Annotated in this window: 14 protein-coding genes; 3 read left to right on the top strand and 11 right to left on the bottom strand. The window is 67.2% G+C overall.

What is annotated here, in order from left to right; all coding sequences use genetic code 11:
* Position 1: 1 nt before the first annotated feature.
* The 5 genes from AC5RU7_RS10010 to AC5RU7_RS09990 are packed head-to-tail and all read right to left on the bottom strand — an operon-like array spanning position 2 to position 5,092.
* A complete protein-coding gene (locus tag AC5RU7_RS10010) occupies positions 2 to 1,018 on the bottom strand; it encodes a Gfo/Idh/MocA family protein (RefSeq protein WP_494052093.1) in 1,017 nt (338 codons plus the stop codon).
* Between the two features lie 4 nt (positions 1,019 to 1,022).
* Positions 1,023 to 2,024 carry a sugar phosphate isomerase/epimerase family protein gene (locus AC5RU7_RS10005; RefSeq protein ID WP_494052092.1) on the bottom strand — a complete coding sequence of 334 codons (1,002 nt, stop codon included), beginning with the start codon at positions 2,022 to 2,024 and terminating at the stop codon, positions 1,023 to 1,025.
* Between the two features lies 1 nt (position 2,025).
* Positions 2,026 to 3,189, bottom strand: a complete 1,164-nt coding sequence (locus tag AC5RU7_RS10000) for a Gfo/Idh/MocA family protein (protein WP_494052091.1) — start codon at positions 3,187 to 3,189, stop codon at positions 2,026 to 2,028.
* 17 nt (positions 3,190 to 3,206) lie between these two features.
* Positions 3,207 to 4,349: a Gfo/Idh/MocA family protein gene (locus AC5RU7_RS09995; RefSeq protein WP_494052090.1), complete on the bottom strand. Its 1,143-nt coding sequence runs from the start codon at positions 4,347 to 4,349 to the stop codon at positions 3,207 to 3,209.
* Positions 4,346 to 5,092 (bottom strand): sugar phosphate isomerase/epimerase family protein, encoded by a 747-nt coding sequence (locus AC5RU7_RS09990; protein WP_494052089.1) that lies wholly within the window; start codon positions 5,090 to 5,092, stop codon positions 4,346 to 4,348. The genes AC5RU7_RS09995 and AC5RU7_RS09990 overlap by 4 nt, the downstream gene beginning before the upstream one ends.
* Positions 5,093 to 5,231: 139 nt before the next feature.
* Between AC5RU7_RS09990 and AC5RU7_RS09985 the strand changes: the two genes are divergently transcribed.
* Positions 5,232 to 6,452, top strand: a complete 1,221-nt coding sequence (locus AC5RU7_RS09985) for an ROK family transcriptional regulator (protein WP_494052088.1) — start codon at positions 5,232 to 5,234, stop codon at positions 6,450 to 6,452.
* Positions 6,453 to 6,598: 146 nt separating this feature from the next.
* On the opposite strand, the gene AC5RU7_RS09980 is transcribed toward AC5RU7_RS09985, so the two are convergent.
* On the bottom strand, positions 6,599 to 7,558 hold the full coding sequence (locus AC5RU7_RS09980; protein ID WP_494052087.1) for a D-2-hydroxyacid dehydrogenase family protein: 960 nt from the start codon (positions 7,556 to 7,558) through the stop codon (positions 6,599 to 6,601).
* A 141-nt stretch (positions 7,559 to 7,699) separates the two neighbouring features.
* Here AC5RU7_RS09980 and AC5RU7_RS09975 point away from each other — a divergent pair, with 141 nt between their 5' ends.
* Positions 7,700 to 8,893, top strand: a complete 1,194-nt coding sequence (locus tag AC5RU7_RS09975) for an MFS transporter (RefSeq protein WP_494052086.1) — start codon at positions 7,700 to 7,702, stop codon at positions 8,891 to 8,893.
* 260 nt (positions 8,894 to 9,153) lie between these two features.
* On the opposite strand, the gene aceB is transcribed toward AC5RU7_RS09975, so the two are convergent.
* Entirely contained in the window at positions 9,154 to 10,806 is a 1,653-nt protein-coding gene (gene aceB, locus AC5RU7_RS09970; RefSeq protein WP_494052085.1) for a malate synthase A, read from the bottom strand.
* A 225-nt stretch (positions 10,807 to 11,031) separates the two neighbouring features.
* Positions 11,032 to 12,363: an isocitrate lyase gene (gene aceA, locus AC5RU7_RS09965; RefSeq protein ID WP_494052201.1), complete on the bottom strand. Its 1,332-nt coding sequence runs from the start codon at positions 12,361 to 12,363 to the stop codon at positions 11,032 to 11,034.
* A gap of 148 nt (positions 12,364 to 12,511) precedes the next feature.
* On the opposite strand from aceA, the gene AC5RU7_RS09960 reads away from it, so the two are divergent.
* The gene (locus AC5RU7_RS09960; protein ID WP_494052084.1) at positions 12,512 to 14,023 is read left to right on the top strand and encodes a helix-turn-helix domain-containing protein; all 1,512 of its coding nucleotides are present in this window, start codon (positions 12,512 to 12,514) and stop codon (positions 14,021 to 14,023) included.
* 9 nt (positions 14,024 to 14,032) lie between these two features.
* Here AC5RU7_RS09960 and AC5RU7_RS09955 read toward each other — a convergent pair whose 3' ends face one another.
* Genes AC5RU7_RS09955 through AC5RU7_RS09945 form a run of 3 tightly spaced genes read right to left on the bottom strand, consistent with a single transcriptional unit; the run spans position 14,033 to position 17,149 of the window.
* The gene (locus tag AC5RU7_RS09955) at positions 14,033 to 15,037 is read right to left on the bottom strand and encodes a TAXI family TRAP transporter solute-binding subunit (RefSeq protein ID WP_494052083.1); all 1,005 of its coding nucleotides are present in this window, start codon (positions 15,035 to 15,037) and stop codon (positions 14,033 to 14,035) included.
* Positions 15,030 to 16,484: a HAMP domain-containing sensor histidine kinase gene (locus tag AC5RU7_RS09950; RefSeq protein ID WP_494052082.1), complete on the bottom strand. Its 1,455-nt coding sequence runs from the start codon at positions 16,482 to 16,484 to the stop codon at positions 15,030 to 15,032. The genes AC5RU7_RS09955 and AC5RU7_RS09950 overlap by 8 nt, the downstream gene beginning before the upstream one ends.
* A complete protein-coding gene (locus tag AC5RU7_RS09945) occupies positions 16,481 to 17,149 on the bottom strand; it encodes a response regulator transcription factor (RefSeq protein WP_494010825.1) in 669 nt (222 codons plus the stop codon). The genes AC5RU7_RS09950 and AC5RU7_RS09945 overlap by 4 nt, the downstream gene beginning before the upstream one ends.
* Between the last annotated feature and the right edge of the window lie 132 nt (positions 17,150 to 17,281).

Genomic DNA, 17,281 nt, shown 5'->3' with positions numbered 1-17,281 from the left:
CCTAAGGCTGCCGGTCGGCGTCGTAGATGAGCCCGATCTGGCGCCGGATCTCGTCCATGGCGGCCATGATGGCCACGCTCTCCCCGGGCGGCAGCAGGCTGCCCGCGGTCAGCCCGTCGCTGACGAGCCGTTCCAGTTCCGCGGCCTGGTACTGCATGCCCCGGCCCTGCACGGGTTCGTCGAAGCGCTCCACGATGTTTCCCGAAACGTCGTACTGGGTGAACGGGGTGGGGTTGTACCAAACGGAATCAATTTCTACCCAGCCGCCGGTTCCGATCACGGCTGCCCGGTTGTTCCCCGCCGTGTCCAGCGCGCAGTCAACGATCGCCTGCTGCCCGTCCGCATACTCGAAGATGGCCGCCGTCTGCCGGTCCACCCCTGTTGCGGTCATGGCAGCGCTCGCGAGGATCCGCTGCGGTGCGCCGAGGACGTCGAAGGCAAAGGCGATGGGGTAGATGCCCAGGTCCAGGAGGGCGCCGCCGCCCAGGGCCGGATCATTGAGCCGGTGCGCGGGGTCCTTGGGAAGGTCCTGGTTGTGGCTCGCCACCACCTTGCGGATCTCGCCGAGGGTCCCGTCGGCCACGATATCGCGCAGCCGCGCCATGTGAGGCAGGAAGCGGGTCCACATCGCCTCCAGCGCCACCAGTCCCTTTCCGGCGGCAACGTCCACGATCTCCTGTGCCTGCCGGGCGTTGATGGTGAATGCCTTTTCCACCAGCACGTGCTTTCCCGCGTTCAGGGCCAGCAGGGCGTTTTCGTGGTGGAACACGTGGGGAGTGGCAACGTACACCACGTCGACGTCCGGGTCGGCCGCCAGGTCCTCGTAGCTGCCGTGGGCTGTGGGAATGCCAAACTGCGCCGCGAACGCCCGGCTCGTTTCCACGGATCGGGAGCCCACGGCCTGGACCGCGAACCCGTTGTCCAGGAGGTCGCGGACCTGCAGGTCGGCGATGAAGCCGGTGCCAAGGATTCCCCAGCGGAGCCGGCCGTCGGAAGTGCCGCTGCTGTGGTTCGTCACGGCCCTAGTCCTTGCTGCTGAAGGCGGCGTCGAAGGATGCCGTGGAGGCGGGGAAGTCGAACTTCTTGAGGTTGGCGAGGGCTTCGGGGGCGCCGTGGAGGCGGTCCATGCCGGCGTCTTCCCATTCCACGCTGATGGGGCCGTCGTAGCCGATCGCGGCGAGGGCGCGGAAGGAGGCTTCCCAGGGGACGTCGCCGCGGCCGGCGGAGACGAAGTCCCAGCCGCGGCGCGGGTCGCCCCAGGCCAGGTGGGAGCCCATGACGGTGTTCCGGCCGGTCTGGCGGATCTTGGTGTCCTTGCAGTCCACGTGGTAGATCCGGTCCTTGAAGTCCCAGATGAAGGAGACGGGGTCGATGCCCTGCCACATCATGTGGGACGGGTCCCAGTTCAGCCCGAACGCGGGGCGGTGGCCGATCGCTTCGAGGGTGCGGACGGTGGTCCAGTAGTCGTAGGCGATCTCGGACGGGTGGACTTCGTGGGCGAAGCGGACGCCGCATTCGTCAAAGACGTCCAGGATGGGGTTCCAGCGGTCTGCGAAGTCCTGGTAGCCGGCGTCGATCACCTTTTCCGGGACGGGCGGGAACATGGCTACGAACTGCCAGATAGAGGAGCCGGTGAAGCCGACCACGGTGTCCACGTCCAGTGCCTTGGCCAGCCGGGCGGTGTGTTTCATTTCCTCGGCGGCGCGGGTGCGGACGCCCTCGGGATCGCCATCGCCCCAGACTTTGGACCGGACGATGCCCTGGTGGCGGAAGTCGATGGGGTCGTCGCAGACGGCCTGGCCGGTGAGGTGGTTGGAGATGGCCCAGACCTTGAGGTTGTACTTGTCCAGGACCTCGAGCTTGGATGCGACGTAGCCGGGTTCGTCCCAGCGCCAGGCATCAAGGTGGTCGCCTGAGACGGCGATTTCGAGGCCGTCGTAGCCCCAGCCGGAAGCCAGTTTTGCGACTTCCTCGAAGGGCAGGTCGGCCCACTGGCCGGTGAACAGGGTGAATGGGCGGGGCATGTCAGGCTCCTTCGGAGGTTCTGGCGGGAACATGGACGAGGGCACTTTTCGCGGCGGCGGATTCCTCCACGGCGTTGAGGATGTACTGGACATTCAGCCCTTCCTCGAACGACGGCGAGGGCTGGGTTCCCTCCTGGATGGCGGTGAGGAAGTCGCGGATCTGGTGGGTGAAGGTGTGCTCCCAGCCGATGATGTGGCCCTGCGGCCACCACGCGTCCAGGTAGGGGTGGTCCGGTTCGCTGACCAGGATCCGCCGGAGGCCCTGTTCGCGTGCCGGGGCGGTGGCGTCAAGAAAGCCAAGTTCGTTCAGGTTTTCCAGGTCGAAGTGGATGCTGCCTTTGTCCCCGTAGATTTCGATCTTCAAGCTGTTCTTCTGACCGGTGGCCACCCGGGAAGCCTCCACCGAGGCGATGGCTCCGGAGGCGAGGGTCAGCGTTGCCCAGGCGGCGTCGTCGACCGTTACGTCCTCCGGGCCGTCCGGGCCCGGGCGGCGATCCACGAAGGTCTGCAGCCGGCCAATGACCTCGGTGACCTGGCCGCCCAGCAGGAAGAGGACCTGGTCCACTGCGTGGGAGGCGATGTCACCGAGGGCCCCGGACCCTGCGGTCTCCTTACGGAGCCGCCAGGTCATGGGTGCCTTCTCATCGGTCAGCCAGTCCTGGAGGTAGGCGGCACGGACGTGCCGTACCGCGCCCACCCGGCCTTCGGCGATGAGTTCCCTGGCCAGGGCCAGGGCGGGCACGCGCCGGTAGTTGAAGCCGACCATCGACTGCACACCCCGGGCGCGTGCGGCCACCGCAGCCGCGGTCATGGCCTCGGCTTCGGCGAGTGTGTTGGCAAGGGGCTTCTCGACCAGGACGTGCTTGCCTGCCTCGAGTGCAGCGATGGCGATCTCAGCGTGCATCCAGCCCGGTGCGCAGATGTCAACGATATGGATGTCGTCCCGGGCAATGACGTCGCGCCAGTCCGTGGCGGCCTCTTCCCAGCCGTACTTCGCGGCCGCCTCCGCCACCTGCCCTGCATCCCGGCCCACCAGGACCTTCTGCTCGATTGCCGGGACGTCGAAGAAACTGGCAACGTTCCGCCAAGCGTTGGAGTGGGCCTTCCCCATGAAGGCATAGCCGATGGCGGCGATGCCCAGCGGACCCTTTGTGCCTGGATCCATGGTCCCTGACGCCTGGCTCATGCGGTGCCGCCAAGGGTCTGGGTTTCCGGTGCCCAGTCCTCGGGCAGGGGAGCGGACGTGGGGGCGGAGCTTTCGACGTCGACAAAGGTGCCGGATTCGATGGATTCGGAGATGGAGACCATGCTGTCCAGGACGTGGTACGCCAGCTGCCCGGTGGCGCGGTGGGGGATGCCGGCGCGGAGGGAGCGGGCCATGTCCAGCACTCCCATGCCACGGCCGTTGGCCGGACCGGTGGCCGGGATGGTGGTCCAGTCCTCGTCACCGGCGCGCCAGAGCCTGGAGTCGCCGTCGAAGTTGTTGGGGTCCGGCAAAGAGATGGTGGCCTCGGTACCGGTGATTTCAACGAACCCCATCCGGGCCCGGGGGGATTCGAAGGAGAAAACGCTGTGCGAGGAGGCGCCGGACTCGAACTGGGCCATGGCCGAGACGTGGGTGGGCACCTCCACGCTGAACTCCTCGCCGGCTTTCGGGCCGGAGCCGATGACGCGGACCTCCTTGGCCTTGGAACCGACGGCGGCAACTTTGCGGATGGAGCCGAAGGCCTGGACCAGGGTGGTGAGGTAGTAGGGGCCCATGTCGAACAGCGGGCCTGCCCCGGACTGGAAGAGGAAGGCCGGGTTGGGGTGCCAGGACTCCGGGCCCGGGGTCTGGAACGTGGTCATCGCGGTCAACGGGGTGCCGATGTCGCCGCGCTGGATCAGCCGGAGTGCGGTCTGCAGGCCGGCGCCCAGGAACGTGTCGGGCGCGCAGCCGAGCCGGATCCCGGCAGCGTCGGCGGCCTTGAGCAGGCCCAGCCCGGAGTCCCGGTCCAGGCTGATGGGCTTTTCGGTCCAGACGTGCTTGCCTGCGTTCACGGCTGCCGTTGCCACCTCGACGTGGGCCGCCGGGATGGTGAGGTTGACGATGATTTCGACGCCGGGGTGGTTCAGCGCCTTCTCCACGCCGCCCCACTCGGGGATGCCGTATTCCCTGGCCCGGGCCTCGGCGGCCTCCTCGAACAAGTCCGCGATGACGTGGACTTTAAGGTCCGGGAAAACCGTGAGGTTGTCCAGGTACTGCTTGCTGATGTTGCCGGCGCCTATGACGCCGACACCCACCGGACCCCGGCGGGAAGAGGCTGCGGTTGCGGGGATGCTCATGCCTTGATCCCTTCGCCCGATGCCAGCAGGAACGACAGGCTTTCATTAATGCCTTCGAAGATGTCGCCGGAGTAGTCGTCGAACTCCACCACGCCCACCTCCAGGGACTTTGCGGCGGCGATCACATCTATGACCGGGACCTTCCCCTGCCCGGCGGGCTGCTGGGCCTTGGTGTCCGTGGTCAGGGGTCCGTCCTTGATGTGGATGAATTTCACCCGGTCCCCGAGTTTGGTGAGGATCTCCACCGGGTCTTGGCCGCCGACTGCCACCCAGTAGGTGTCCACCTCCAGGACCAGTTCCGGATCGAGCAGGTCCGCGAAGTATTCCAGTGCGGTCCTGCCGTCGATGATGGACTCCAGCTCCCAGGCGTGGTTGTGGTAGCCCACCCGAACACCGTATTCCGCGCCTTTCCTGGCGGCGGCGTTCAGCTGCGCTGCTGTTTCCTGGATGTCCGCCTCTTTCTGCCACCGCTCCGCCGGAATGTAGGGTTCGATGACCGTTCGGATGCCGAGGTCCCTGGCCGCTGCGAAGATTTCGTCCTGGTCCTGGCTCAGCAGCGGTGCGTGGCCGGAGGGCGCGGTGAGGCCGTTCTCCTTGAGGGCGGCGCGAAGTTCCTTGGCGGTGGCAACGAAGTTGTACGGCTCCACCTGGGAAAAACCGATCCCGGCAACCCTTCTGATGGTGCCCGGCAAGTCCTTCGAGATTGCGTCGCGGACGGTGTACAGCTGTAGTGCGTAGGACATGGTGCTCCTGGCGTTAGTGGCGGGCATTCGGCATAAAAAGCGGCGGGGCGGTCTAGTGCAAAGCTAGAAGGACTTTTGACGGACGTCAAGCAAAAGTTGTTGACGTGACAGCACGAAGTGGCCGTGTTATCTATGGTTGATGACCAAAAGCCATGGAGAAGGGGCTGCCCTCCTCGAGTACCCGGCGTCCCAGGGGCGGGCCGGAGACCTCTTCCAGCTTTTGCGGGACGGCAAGGCACGCACCAGGGCTGAGCTTGCCGGAAGCACCGGCCTTGCACGTTCCACCGTGGCATCCCGGATCGAAGCGTTGATGCTGTCCGGCCTGGTTGGGCCCGCCGGTGAGGCGAGCTCAAGTGGCGGCAGGCCGCCGTCGCGCTTTGCCTTCAACCCCTCGTCGCGCGTGGTCCTGGCCGTCGACGTCGGGGCAAGCCACGTGATCGTGGCCGTCACCGACCTGGACGGGAAGATCCTCGCCGAACAACGGTTGGCCCGGCAGGTGTCGGACGGCCCGGAAGCCGTGCTGGACCAGGTGGTGGGGCAGGGCAGGAAACTGCTCGCCTCGGCAGGGCCGAAGGCCGGCGGGCTTGCGGGCGTGGGCATCGGCCTGCCCGGTCCGGTGGAGCACGATACCGGAAAGCCGGTAAAGCCTCCCATCATGCCGGGTTGGGACGGCTTCGACGTGGTTGGCTACGTGCAGCAGTCCCTCCGCGTCCCTGTACTGGTGGACAACGATGTGAACATCATGGCCTTGGGGGAGCGGACCGCCCATTGGCCGGAGCATGGCAACTTCTTTTTCGTGAAGGTGGCCACGGGCATTGGCTCCGGAATTATCAGCAGCGGCGAACTGCAGCGCGGCGCCAACGGCACGGCCGGAGACCTGGGACATGTCCAGCTGGCGAGGGGCGTAGACGTGCAATGCGCGTGCGGGAATTATGGCTGCCTCGAAGCCCTGGCGTCAGGCCCCGCCATTGCCCGCGCTTTGCGGGAACAGGGGCTGGATGCGGCAAAGGGCTCTGATGTCCTCCGGCTCGCCTCGGACGGCAACCTACAGGCCATCCAGGCCCTGCGCCAGGCGGGCCGGGATGTCGGTGAGGTGCTGGCCACAGTGGTGAACCTCCTCAATCCGTCTGTGGTTGTGGTGGGCGGCAGCATCGCTGTGTCAGGGGAACACCTGGTGGCCGGCATCCGGGAAGTGGTGTACCGGCGGTCGCAGCCACTGGCCACCTCGCACTTGCGGATCGCCGTCTCAATCGCCGGCGACCAGGCGGCAATATTGGGTGCCAGCCGGATGGTCACCGAGTACGTTCTCTCGCCGGTGGCCATCGAGGCAACGCTTGCCGGAACAGCCGCTGCCGGCTGAGCAGCGGCTACGGCGCCATCAGCACGTCGATGAGCGGCCCGTCTGCTGGCTGGCAGGATACGCCGGAACCGCTTGGCCTCCCGCGGCACCGACAGCGTCGAGGTGTGGATCCCCGCCCGGCCCTCGTCGTACGAGGTACTTCAGCGTCAGCCGCTGATGGTGCGGACGGGGGAGCCGGCCAGCCAGGCGGTCACATCCTCGAACGCTCCGCCGTAAAACTCCCGGTAGCTCTCCTGGGTGACGTACCCAAGGTGTGGCGAGAGGGCGGTGTTGGGGGCAGCCAGCAGCGGATGCCCCGCGGGCAGCGGTTCCTCGTCGAACACGTCCAGGGCCGCACCGCGGATCCAGCCCTGGCTGAGCGCCCGGATCAATGCATCCTGGTCCACCAGCGGACCGCGGGCGGTGTTCACCAGGATCCCCTCGGGGCCCAGCAGCCGCAGTTCCGCTTCTCCAACCGTTTTCTCGGAGCGCGGGGACAACCGCAGATGGAGCGTCACCACATCCGAGGCGCGGAAAAGCTCTTCCTTGGACACCAGTCGCGCCCCGGCCTCTTCCGCCGCCCCGGCGGTGAGGTTCTGGCTCCACGCCACGACGTCCATCCCGAACGCCCGCCCGTACCCGGCCACCCGGCGCCCGATCTTCCCCAGCCCCACAATGCCCAGGGTTTTGCCGGCCAGCTCAAACCCCACGGTTGACTGCCAGGTTCCGGCCCGCAGCGAGTTTTCCTCCGCCGGCAGGTGCCGTGCGGCGGCGAGCAGCAGGGCCCACGTCAGTTCGGGGGCGGCGGTGGGCGAGCCGGGCGTGCCGCACACCGTTACCCCGTGGTCCGTGGCGGCGGCAACGTCAATGGACGCGTTGGCCATCCCCGTGGTCACCAGGAGCTGGAGGGCCGGCAGTTTCTCGAACACCTCACGCGGGAATGCCGTCCGCTCACGCATGGCAACCACAATGCTCACGTCAGCCAGCGCCGAGACCAGGGCGTCGCGCGAGGCAAAGGGCTCCCGGAACGTGGTAACGGAGACGCCCTCGGCTTCAAGCGCTGCCCAGTCCGCGAAGCCGTGCGCCACGTCCTGGTAGTCGTCAAGGATGGCAAGGCGGTGCTGCATGGCGGTGTCCTTAATCCCGAATTTCCTGGCGTGATGTTCATCGTATGGCAGGGCGCCCTCGGCACGGCCCGAAACCCCGCACCGGTGGGGCGTGATAGCAATGGGAGTGATGAAACCCCCGGTTACCCAGCACTTTGCCGCATGAGCGGCCGGTCCCTCGCCCGCATTCCCGCCAGCTGGATCCTGCTCGCCTGCATCGGTCTCCTCGCCTTGAATCTGCGGGGCCCCTTCGTGGCGGTCGCCCCGGTGGTCGGGCTGATGCAGGCAGAACTGGCATTTTCACCGGTCATGCTGGGGCTTCTGACCAGCATCCCCGTCCTCTGCTTCTCGCTGGCCGCGCCGCTGGCTTCCCTCGCGGCGAGGAAGTTCGGTGCCGAATTCGCGGTGACGCTGACCATCCTCGGGGTCCTGGCAGGCGTCCTGGTCCGCTCGGCCGGCGGCCCGGCACTGGTGGTGGCCGGAACGGTGCTGATCGGCGCCGCCATCACCGTGGGGAACATTGCGGCGCCCCTGATCATCCGGCGGGACTTTGCCCCGGCCCGGCAGGGAACCGCGATGGGGATCTACACGGCGGCGCTGAACGTCGGCTCGTTCCTCACCTCCGTGGTGACTGCACCGCTCGCGGACCTGGCCGGGTGGCGGTTTGCGCTGGGCGCGGTGGCCGTCCTGGCCGTGGCGGCCATTGTCGTCTGGACCCTTGCCGTCGGGCCCCGCAACGCCTTCCTGGTTTCCGGCGCGGACGGCACTGACACCAGGCGGCCGCCCGTCAGCGGACTCGGCTGGATTACCGCCGGACTGACGGCCGGATTCGGCGGCCAGGCCTTCTCCTACTTCGGCGTCACCGCGTGGCTCCCCAGCTACCTGCACGACGAGCTTGGCATGTCCGTGGCCGAGGCCGGCGCCGCCTCCTCCATCTTCCAGATCCTCGCCATCGTGGGCGCGCTGGGCGTCCCGTTTGCCGCCAAATATTGGGGCCCGACGGCGGTGGCGGTCACCGTGGGTGCCTTATGGCTGACCGTTCCGGTGGGGCTGCTGCTGGCGCCACAGCTGTGGTGGCTGTGGTCCGTCTTCGGCGGCATCGCCCAGGGCGGAGGCATCACGGTCATCTTCATCGCCATCATCCGGCTGGCACGCGACCAGGCCTCCGCGGGCAAGATGTCCGCCACGGTCCAGGGCCTGGGCTACGCGCTCGCCGCCGTGGCGCCGCCCCTGCTGGGTTTCGTCCACGACGTTTCGGGTTCCTGGACTCCGGCGCTGCTGGTCATTCTGGCCTCGGTGCTGGCCTTCTGCTTTGGGACCACGCTCTCCGTGCGGAAGGTGCCGAAAGGCCGGTAGCGAGGTCCCGCCGTCGTCGTTCTTTCTCCCCTCCCAGGACGCCCTCTCACTTGACCCGCTTAAAGCAGGGACGCCCGCTCAGATGATGTGCCTAAACCAGAAACGCCCGCTCACTTTCTTGAAGGAAGTGAGCGAGCGTCCGGAATAGTCGCGCAGCAAGTGAGCGGGCGTGCGTGGTTGCTCCGCCGCCGGGCCCGCCCTCCGGATTTCGGAGGTGCCTGTTGCGATAGGGCGTGCCGGCCCGGCGGACGGAAACTCTGTCAGGCCGCGGCGAGTTCCTCAACGGTCGCCTTTTCGCGGGTCTCGGTGAGGTAGCGGGCGTAGGCGGGCAGGGTGAGGAAGGACGGGAAGTCCTGGGCGAGGGTGACTTCTTCGAAGATGTCGCGGGCGTCTTCGAAGCGGTCGCCGTCGAAGCGCTCGAGCCGGGCGAATTCCTCGTCGAGCAACTGCTCCACCCATTCCTTCGTGATGATCTCGCCGTGGTCGGTGATGGCGCGGGCGTAGATCCACTGCCAGAGCTGGGAGCGGGAGATTTCGGCGGTGGCGGCGTCTTCCATGAGGTTGTGGATCGCTACTGCGCCGTTGCCGCGGAGCCAGGATTCGATGTAGCGGATCCCGACTTCGATGTTGTTCCGGATGCCCTGTTCGGTGATGGTGCCGTGGAGTGAGGCGATGTTGATCAGGGCGCGGTCGTCCGGGGTGACGTCATTGCGGAGCTTGTCGAGCTGGTTGGGCTTGTCGCCGAGGACGGTGTCGAACACCTCGCGGCATGCCGGGACGAGGTCGGGGTGGGCCACCCAGGAGCCGTCGAAGCCGTCGTTGGCCTCGCGGGTCTTGTCCGCACGGACCTTGCCGAAGGCGTTGGCGTTCGCCTCGGGGTCCTTGCGGTTGGGCACTGCAGCGGCCATGCCGCCGATGGCCATGGCGCCGCGCTTGTGGCAGGCCCGGACGAGTTGTTCGGTGTAGGCGCGCATGAAGGGTGCGGTCATGGTCACCTGGCCGCGGTCGGGAAGGACGAAGCGGGGGCCGCGGGTGCGGAAGTTCTTGATGATGGAGAAGATGTAGTCCCAGCGGCCGGCGTTCAGGCCGGCAGCGTGGTCCCGCAGTTCGTAGAGGATCTCCTCCATTTCGAACGCTGCGGTGATGGTCTCGATCAGAACGGTGGCGCGAATGGTGCCCTGGTCTATGCCGAGCAGGTCCTGGGCGAGGATGAAGATGTCGTTCCAGAGCCGGGCTTCGAGGTGGTTTTCGATTTTCGGCAGGTAGAAGTACGGGCCCTTGCCCTGGGCCAGGAGGCGGTGGGCGTTGTGGAAGAAGTAGAGGCCGAAGTCCACGATGCCGCCGGCGACGGGTTCGCCGTCGATGAGCATGTGCTTTTCGGGCAGGTGCCAGCCGCGGGGGCGGACCACGATGGTGGGAAGGTCCCCGGCAGGGCGCAGCTTGTATTCCTTGCCTTCCTCGGTGGTGAAGTCGATCCGGAGTTCCAGGGCGTCGGTGAGGTTCAGCTGGCCCTTGATGACGTTGCGCCAGGTGGGGGTGGAGGAGTCTTCCATGTCCGCGAGCCAGACCTTGGCGCCGGAGTTCAGGGCGTTGATGGTCATCTTCTTGTCCACCGGACCGGTGATTTCTACGCGGCGGTCCTCCAGGCCCGGGGCCGGGGGAGCGACCCGCCAGGACGGGTCGTCGCGGATGTGCTCGGTCTCCCGCAGGAACCGGGGATCCGCGCCGGCAGCAATTTCGGCGCGCCGTGCCCGCCGCGCCTGCAGCAGTTCCTTGCGCCGCTCAGCCGTTGCCCGGTGCAGCTTCGCAATGAACTCGAGCGCGTCCGGAGTCAGCACCTCGTTCTGCCGGCAAATGGGCTGCGCGGTCAGGGTGATCCCATTGATGGTGAAAGAGTCGGTGAAGCTGTTCATTTCAAGTCTCCTTAAAGGCGAAAAGGGAAGTTCGACGGCGGCTGGCGGCACTGTGGCGACATATGCACGAGGGCGAGGAGCCGGTGTCGCGGCAGCCTGCGTAAAAGGGGCCCTGCGTCCCGGTCCATCCTCGCTCAGCGAGGTCGGACCGGGACGTGGGGAATAGCAGGCAGAGCGATGCCGGTCCGAAGGCCGGAGGCGACAACCGCCGTCGAGGGTTGGAAGTTAGTGGAATTGGCCCTCTTCGGTGGATCCCACGAGGGCGAGGGTGGACGCGTTCGGGTTGAGCGCGGTGGAGATGGTGTCGAAGTAGCCGGTGCCGACTTCGCGCTGGTGCTTGGTTGCGGTGTAGCCGCGGGACTCGGAAGCGAATTCCTTTTCCTGGAGTTCGACGTAGGCGCTCATGCCTTCCCGGGCGTAGCCGTGGGCGAGGTCGAACATCGAGTAGTTCAGGGCGTGGAAGCCGGCCAGGGTGATGAACTGGAACGTGAAGCCCATGGCGCCGAGTTCGCGCTGGAACTTGGCGATGGTGTCGTCGTCCAGGTGCTTGCGCCAGTTGAACGACGGCGAGCAGTTGTAGGACAGCATCTGGTCCGGGAACTCGGCCTTGACAGCTTCGGCGAACTTGCGGGCCAGTTCCAGGTCCGGGGTGCCGGTCTCCATCCAGATCAGGTCGGAGTAGGGGGCGTAGGCCTTGGCGCGGGCGATGCAGGGTTCGATGCCGTTGCGGACCTTGTAGAAGCCCTCGGCGGTGCGTTCACCGGTGATGAACTCACGGTCGCGTTCGTCCACGTCGGAGGTGATGAGGGTGGCTGCTTCGGCGTCGGTGCGGGCGATGACCACGGTGGGGGTACCGGCGACGTCAGCGGCCAGGCGGGCTGCGTTCAGGGTGCGGACGTGCTGCTGGGTGGGGATCAGGACCTTCCCGCCCAAGTGGCCGCACTTCTTCTCCGACGCGAGCTGGTCCTCCCAGTGCACGCCGGAGGCGCCGGCCTGGATCATGGACTTCATCAGCTCGTACGCGTTCAGCGGGCCGCCGAAGCCGGCCTCGGCGTCGGCGACGATCGGGACCAGCCAGTCCTCGACGCTCTGGACGCCTTCGGCGAACTCGATCTGGTCGGCGCGGAGCAGGGCGTTGTTGATCCGGCGGACCACGGTGGGAACCGAGTTGGCCGGGTAAAGGGACTGGTCCGGGTAGGTGTGGCCCGAGTTGTTCGCGTCTGCGGCGACCTGCCAGCCGGACAGGTAGATGGCCCGCAGGCCGGCCTTGACCTGCTGCACTGCCTGGTTCCCGGTCAGGGCGCCCAGGGCGTTGGTGTAGCCGCCGGTCTTGTGCTCTTCGGTGAGCTGCTTCCACAGCTTCTGGGCGCCGCGCCGGGCCAGGGTGTGCTCTTCGGAGACGCGGCCGCGGAGACGGACGACGTCGGAGGCTGAGTAGTCCCGGGTCACACCTTCCCAGCGGGGGTTGGCGGCCCACTCGAGCTCCAGGGCGGCGGCCTGCGCGCTTGCAGTGTCCTGGGCGGACGGCTGCTGGGTGGGCTCAAATGCTGCAGTCATCATTGATCTCCTAGATTGAGCTCCGGAATTCGGTGGGTGGGAACCTCGTCGTTGAGGTTCCCACCGGTTTTCCGGTGCGGTGTTCTTTCCGTGTGAACTACTTTTCAGCACTTTCAACCCCCTTTCTAGCTAAAAAGAGTGGAAAGAAATGCACTTCTTCGCGTATCCTGCAGAAATGTCGCCTTCAAGCTGGAACAGGGACGTTTCCCAGCCGTCGTCCGTCCCATCCACCGACCTTGATGTCATTTCCCTGGGCCGCCGCGTCCGCCATCTGCGCAAACAGGCCGGGCTGACGCTCGATGACCTGAGCGCCGCCGTCGGGACCGCGCCCAGCCAGCTAAGCCTGATCGAGAACGGAAAGCGCGAGCCCAAACTCAGCCTGCTCCAGCACCTTGCCGGCGCCCTCGGCGTGAGCATTGACCAGCTGCTCGGAGCGGAGCCGCCGAGCCGCCGCGCAGCGTTGGAAATCGAGCTGGAACGGTACCAGCGCGGCCCCCTCTATGAGTCCCTGAACCTGCCCAAAATCCGCATCAGTTCGCGGCTGCCGCTGGATGTCCTGGAAGCCCAGGTGGGCCTGTTGCAGGAGCTCGAGCGCAAGATGAACGAGCAGGTGGCAACCCCGGAAGAAGCGCGCCGCGCGAACGGGGAACTGCGGGCGATGATGCGGGAGCGCGGCAACTACTTTCCGGAGTATGAAGCCGAGGCGCAGAAGGTCCTCAAGGAGGTGGGCTACACCACCGGCCCGCTGAGCCAGCACGTCATTGCCGACATTGCCGCGCACCTTGGTTTCACCCTGCACCACGTCGGCGACCTGCCCCATTCCACGCGCTCCGTGACTGATTTGAAGAACCGCAAAATTTACCTGACGCAGAGCCAGCGGCAGGACCACGATCCGCGCTCGGTCCTGCTCCAGGCTCTGGGCCACTACGTTCTGGGCCATGAGACACCCCGCAACTACGGGGATTTCCTGGCCCAGCGGGTGGCAACCAACTATTTCGCCGCCGCCCTGCTCCTGCCCGAGCAGGCAACGGTGGAATTTCTGCAAAAAGCCAAAGCTGCCAAGGAAATCGCCGTGGAGGACATCCGCGACGCCTTCGCCGTTTCCTACGAGACCGCTGCCCACCGATTCACCAACCTCGCCACCAAACACCTGGGTATCACCACCCATTTCCAGAAGACGCACCAGAGCGGCATCATCTACAAGGCCTACGAGAACGACGGCGTGAACTTCCCGCAGGACCATACCGGCGCCATCGAGGGCCAGCCGTCCTGCAAGGCGTGGACGTCGCGCGCCGTGTTCGATGTGCCGGACAAATTCAGCGCCTACAGCCAGTACACGGACACCCCCTCGGGCACCTACTGGTGCACGGCCCGCACGGAACGCTCGGCCACCGGCGAGTTCTCGCTGAGCATCGGGGTGCCCTACCAGCACGTGAAGTGGTTCCGCGGGCGCGAAACCACCGCCCGGGCCACCTCCAACTGCCCCGACCCCACGTGCTGCAAGCGCCCGCCGGAGGCCCTCACCGCCGAATGGGCCGGTAATGCCTGGCCTTCAGCCCGCGCCCACTCGCACCTCCTGGCCGCGATGCCGCCGGGAGCCTTTCCCGGCGTGGACGAGACGGAGGTATACAGCTTCCTGCAGGCCCACTCCGGAAGCTGATGGCGCCCTTTATCCGTGCAGCGCCCGGTAGGCGTCAACCGCGGCCGGATGGAGCGGGATGCCGGCCGTGTTGATCAAGGTTTCCGGGCTGAGGAACTGGACGCCCAGGCTGGATTGCGGGATCAGTTCGCCGGCGTGGTGCACCAGCAGCTGGACGGTCCGTTCCACCGTGGCGGCATCCAGATCCGCCCGGCACAGCAGCAGGTTCGCGGCGCCCACCGTCCAGACCGCCGGCACGCCGGGATAGCTGCCCTCGGGAATGAGCACGCGGTCATACTGCGCCCCGTGCCGCTTGCGCAGCTCCGGCAGCAGCGCCGAAAGGTCCAGCAGTGCCAGCGGCACCTCCTGCTGGGCGGCGGCAACCGCGGCGGTGGGCACGCCGCCGGACCAGAACAGGGCATCCACCGTGCCCGCCTTCAGGGCGGCCAGGCCGTCGTTCAGCCCAAGGCTTACGACGGTGACCGTCCCGTCCGCGGTTGCGCCACCCGCCGTCCGGGCATCCAGGCCTGCTGCCGCAAGGATCCGCGGGGTGGTTAGGGAAGTTCCGGATCCCGGCTGGCCGACAGCCACGGTCCGGCCGGCCAGCTGGGACAGATCCACAATTCCGCTGTCCCCGCGCACCACACAATGGACGTAGTTTTCGTAGACCTTGCCCAGGGCCGCCAACGGTACCGCCTCCGTGCCGGGTTCCGGGGCTGCGGCTGCCGCATCCGCAAGAGCGACCCCGAACGTGGCCCTGCCGCCACGGAGCTCGGCCAGGTTGTCCAGGCTGCCGCCGGTGGACACCGCCTCAGCCTTGTCCGCCACGCCATGGCGCTCCAGGGACGCAGCCAGGAGGGTGGAGAACTCAAGGTAGAACCCGCCCGGCTCGCCGCCGGCCACGGTCAGCAGGCCGGGACGTTGTCCCGAGCAGGCGGCCAGGGCTGCCGGCAGCACGGCGGCCGCCGCCGCTGCCAGGACGGTCTTGAAGAGCACCCGCCGGGAAGGAACCAGCGCGGGAAAGCAGTCATCCATCGGCCAGCCCTTTTTCCGGGCCGGAAGCCGGGCGGGCAGCAACCGAAGGAGCTGCCGGGAATTCCAGCCGGGCGGACAGGCCGTGGGGCGCCGCCTCAGCGAGCACCAGCCGGCCGCCGTTGGCTGCGGCGAGCTCGCCCACAATGGTCATCCCCAATCCCGTCCCTGGTACCGGTGCATGGCGTGGTGCGCGCCAGAACCTCGTTGCGGCATGGGTTCGTTCCTGCTCGGAAAGGCCCGGGCCGTCGTCGGAAATTTCCACTATGACCCGGTCCCGCTGCCGGCGGACCGCAGCGGTGACCGTGGCCCCGGCGGCATATTTGATGGCGTTGGTAAGCAGTTCCCCCACCATCTGGCCCAGTTCCGCCGGGCGGCAGGCAACCTCCACCGGCGGCGCGGGCGCCTCGGCCAGGACCAGCCGGCACCCCGCACGCCCTGCGGCAGGAGCGGCGCGCTCAACTTCCCCCTGCAGGACCTGGAAGGGGTCGGACGGTTCGAGGGCCGGCCGGGAACCAGCGCTGAAGGGCCGCGCCGAATCCTCGGAAGCCCGGTGTTCCGCGGCCGCAAGCTTCAGCACCCCGTCCAGGATGTCCTCCACCCGCTCCAGTTCCGCCATCACATTCTCTGCGGCTTCCCGCTCGCGGGCTGTCTGGAGTTCTAGCTGCAGCACATCCAGCCGCAGCCGCAGTGCCCCTATGGGGTTCCGCAGCTGGTGTGAGGTGTCCGCAATCAGTTGGCGTTGCGACTCGATGCTGGCGCCGACCGTGCGCGCCATGGCGCTGAAGGACCGGCTCAGTTCGCGCAGTTCGGGCGGACCGTCCTCCGGCAGGCGGCCCGCACGCCCTGTCAGTGCCAGCTCGGTCACTGCCGAGTTCAGCCGGAGGACCGGCCGCAGCACCCAGGAGGTGACCCGTGCGGCAGCCAGCAGGAGGACCGCGGCCACCGCGACGGCGGCAGCCCCCACCAGGAGCCAACGCTCACGGAGCTTCTGGCGCGCCGTATCCAGGTGGACGTCCAGGACCACACCGCCCAGGACCTGGCTGGCGCTGCCGAACGGCCGGAAGATCAGTTCGGAGCCGGACCCGAAGGGCCCCAGCGGGGCAAGGGCCGTATCGGTGACATTGAGACCGGCCCGGGACAGCGCGTCCTGAACATCTGCCCGGTCTCCTGCCAGCCCGCCTGACGCCAGGATGCCCTGCTGCAGCCGCACCACAACCCCCTCCCCGTAAAGGCCGGAGTAGGTGTCCATCTCCCGTTGCAGCCGCACTGTGTCCCCGTCGGCGGCAGCGTCGAAGGCCACCTGCGCCAGCCGGTTCAGGGATGCGGCCCTGTTGATCTGGACTTCCTGGGTGAGTTCGCGGGCGGCGCTTCCCAGGATGGTGCCCGAGACCAGGAAGACCACCATCAGGCACAGCACGCTGAGGACGCCGAGAACGCGCAGCCTCACCGGCTCTCCGCTTCCACCCGGTAGCCGACGCCGCGGACATTGATGATGAACCCGGGCTTCTGCAGCTTGGCGCGGAGCCCGGTGAGGTGGACATCGAGCGACCGGGAGGAAGCCAGGAACGCGTCGCCCCACAGGGCGTCAAGGATTTGCTCCCGGGTCACCACTGACCCCGCATTCCGGGCCAAGAGAGCCAGCAGGCCGAATTCGGTAGCCGTCAGCGGCAGCAGGGCCCCGTCCTTCGCAGCGGTCCGCCGGTCCAGGTCCACCTCCACGTCATCCAGGACAATGGTGTGCGGGGTGCTTCCGCTGCCACGCCGCATACGCCTGGTCACTGCTTCGATCCGTGCCAGCAGTTCCACGAGCTTGACCGGTTTGACCAGGTAGTCGTCAGCGCCGGAACGAAGGCCGAGCACCACGCTGCGCTCGTCGTCGCGCGCTGTCAGGATCAGGATGGGGCAGTCGGTAACCTGGCGGAGCTTCCGCAGCACCTCCAGCCCGTCCATGTCCGGAAGGCCCAGGTCCAGGAGGATCACGTGGAAGTTCCGGTGGGCCAGCAGGGCGTCCGCGCCACGCGACACCCTGGTCGCTTTCAGGCCCGCCGTCGCCACACCGGCCGTGAGGGCGCCGGCCATGGCGTCGTCGTCCTCGACGATCAACACGTCCATTGCCATCTTCCTTGTCCTTTGCCGGGGTTGAGCCGTCCCCGCCTTTGGAGACTACCTTCTGGCGGGCGTTTTTTCCCGGGCGGGCCTGAATCCTAAGGAAGTGTTAGGAAAGCAGCCGCCGCGTTGGTTGTG

The organism is Arthrobacter sp. K410C (assembly GCF_059090105.1).
This window is presented reverse-complemented; position numbering and strand designations above follow the sequence as displayed.

What these genes read in the sequence shown, in the direction of transcription:
- AC5RU7_RS09955 (WP_494052083.1), bottom strand. Translation starts at nt 15,037, where the DNA reads ATGGATGACTGCTTTCCCGCGCTGGTTCCTTCCCGGCGGGTGCTCTTC.
- AC5RU7_RS09945 (WP_494010825.1), bottom strand. Translation starts at nt 17,149, where the DNA reads ATGGACGTGTTGATCGTCGAGGACGACGACGCCATGGCCGGCGCCCTC.
- AC5RU7_RS09980 (WP_494052087.1), bottom strand. Translation starts at nt 7,558, where the DNA reads ATGCAGCACCGCCTTGCCATCCTTGACGACTACCAGGACGTGGCGCAC.
- AC5RU7_RS10000 (WP_494052091.1), bottom strand. Translation starts at nt 3,189, where the DNA reads ATGGATCCAGGCACAAAGGGTCCGCTGGGCATCGCCGCCATCGGCTAT.
- AC5RU7_RS10005 (WP_494052092.1), bottom strand. Translation starts at nt 2,024, where the DNA reads ATGCCCCGCCCATTCACCCTGTTCACCGGCCAGTGGGCCGACCTGCCC.
- AC5RU7_RS09995 (WP_494052090.1), bottom strand. Translation starts at nt 4,349, where the DNA reads ATGAGCATCCCCGCAACCGCAGCCTCTTCCCGCCGGGGTCCGGTGGGT.
- AC5RU7_RS09985 (WP_494052088.1), top strand. Translation starts at nt 5,232, where the DNA reads ATGACCAAAAGCCATGGAGAAGGGGCTGCCCTCCTCGAGTACCCGGCG.
- aceB (WP_494052085.1), bottom strand. Translation starts at nt 10,806, where the DNA reads ATGAACAGCTTCACCGACTCTTTCACCATCAATGGGATCACCCTGACC.
- AC5RU7_RS09990 (WP_494052089.1), bottom strand. Translation starts at nt 5,092, where the DNA reads ATGTCCTACGCACTACAGCTGTACACCGTCCGCGACGCAATCTCGAAG.
- aceA (WP_494052201.1), bottom strand. Translation starts at nt 12,363, where the DNA reads ATGACTGCAGCATTTGAGCCCACCCAGCAGCCGTCCGCCCAGGACACT.
- AC5RU7_RS09975 (WP_494052086.1), top strand. Translation starts at nt 7,700, where the DNA reads ATGAGCGGCCGGTCCCTCGCCCGCATTCCCGCCAGCTGGATCCTGCTC.
- AC5RU7_RS09960 (WP_494052084.1), top strand. Translation starts at nt 12,512, where the DNA reads ATGCACTTCTTCGCGTATCCTGCAGAAATGTCGCCTTCAAGCTGGAAC.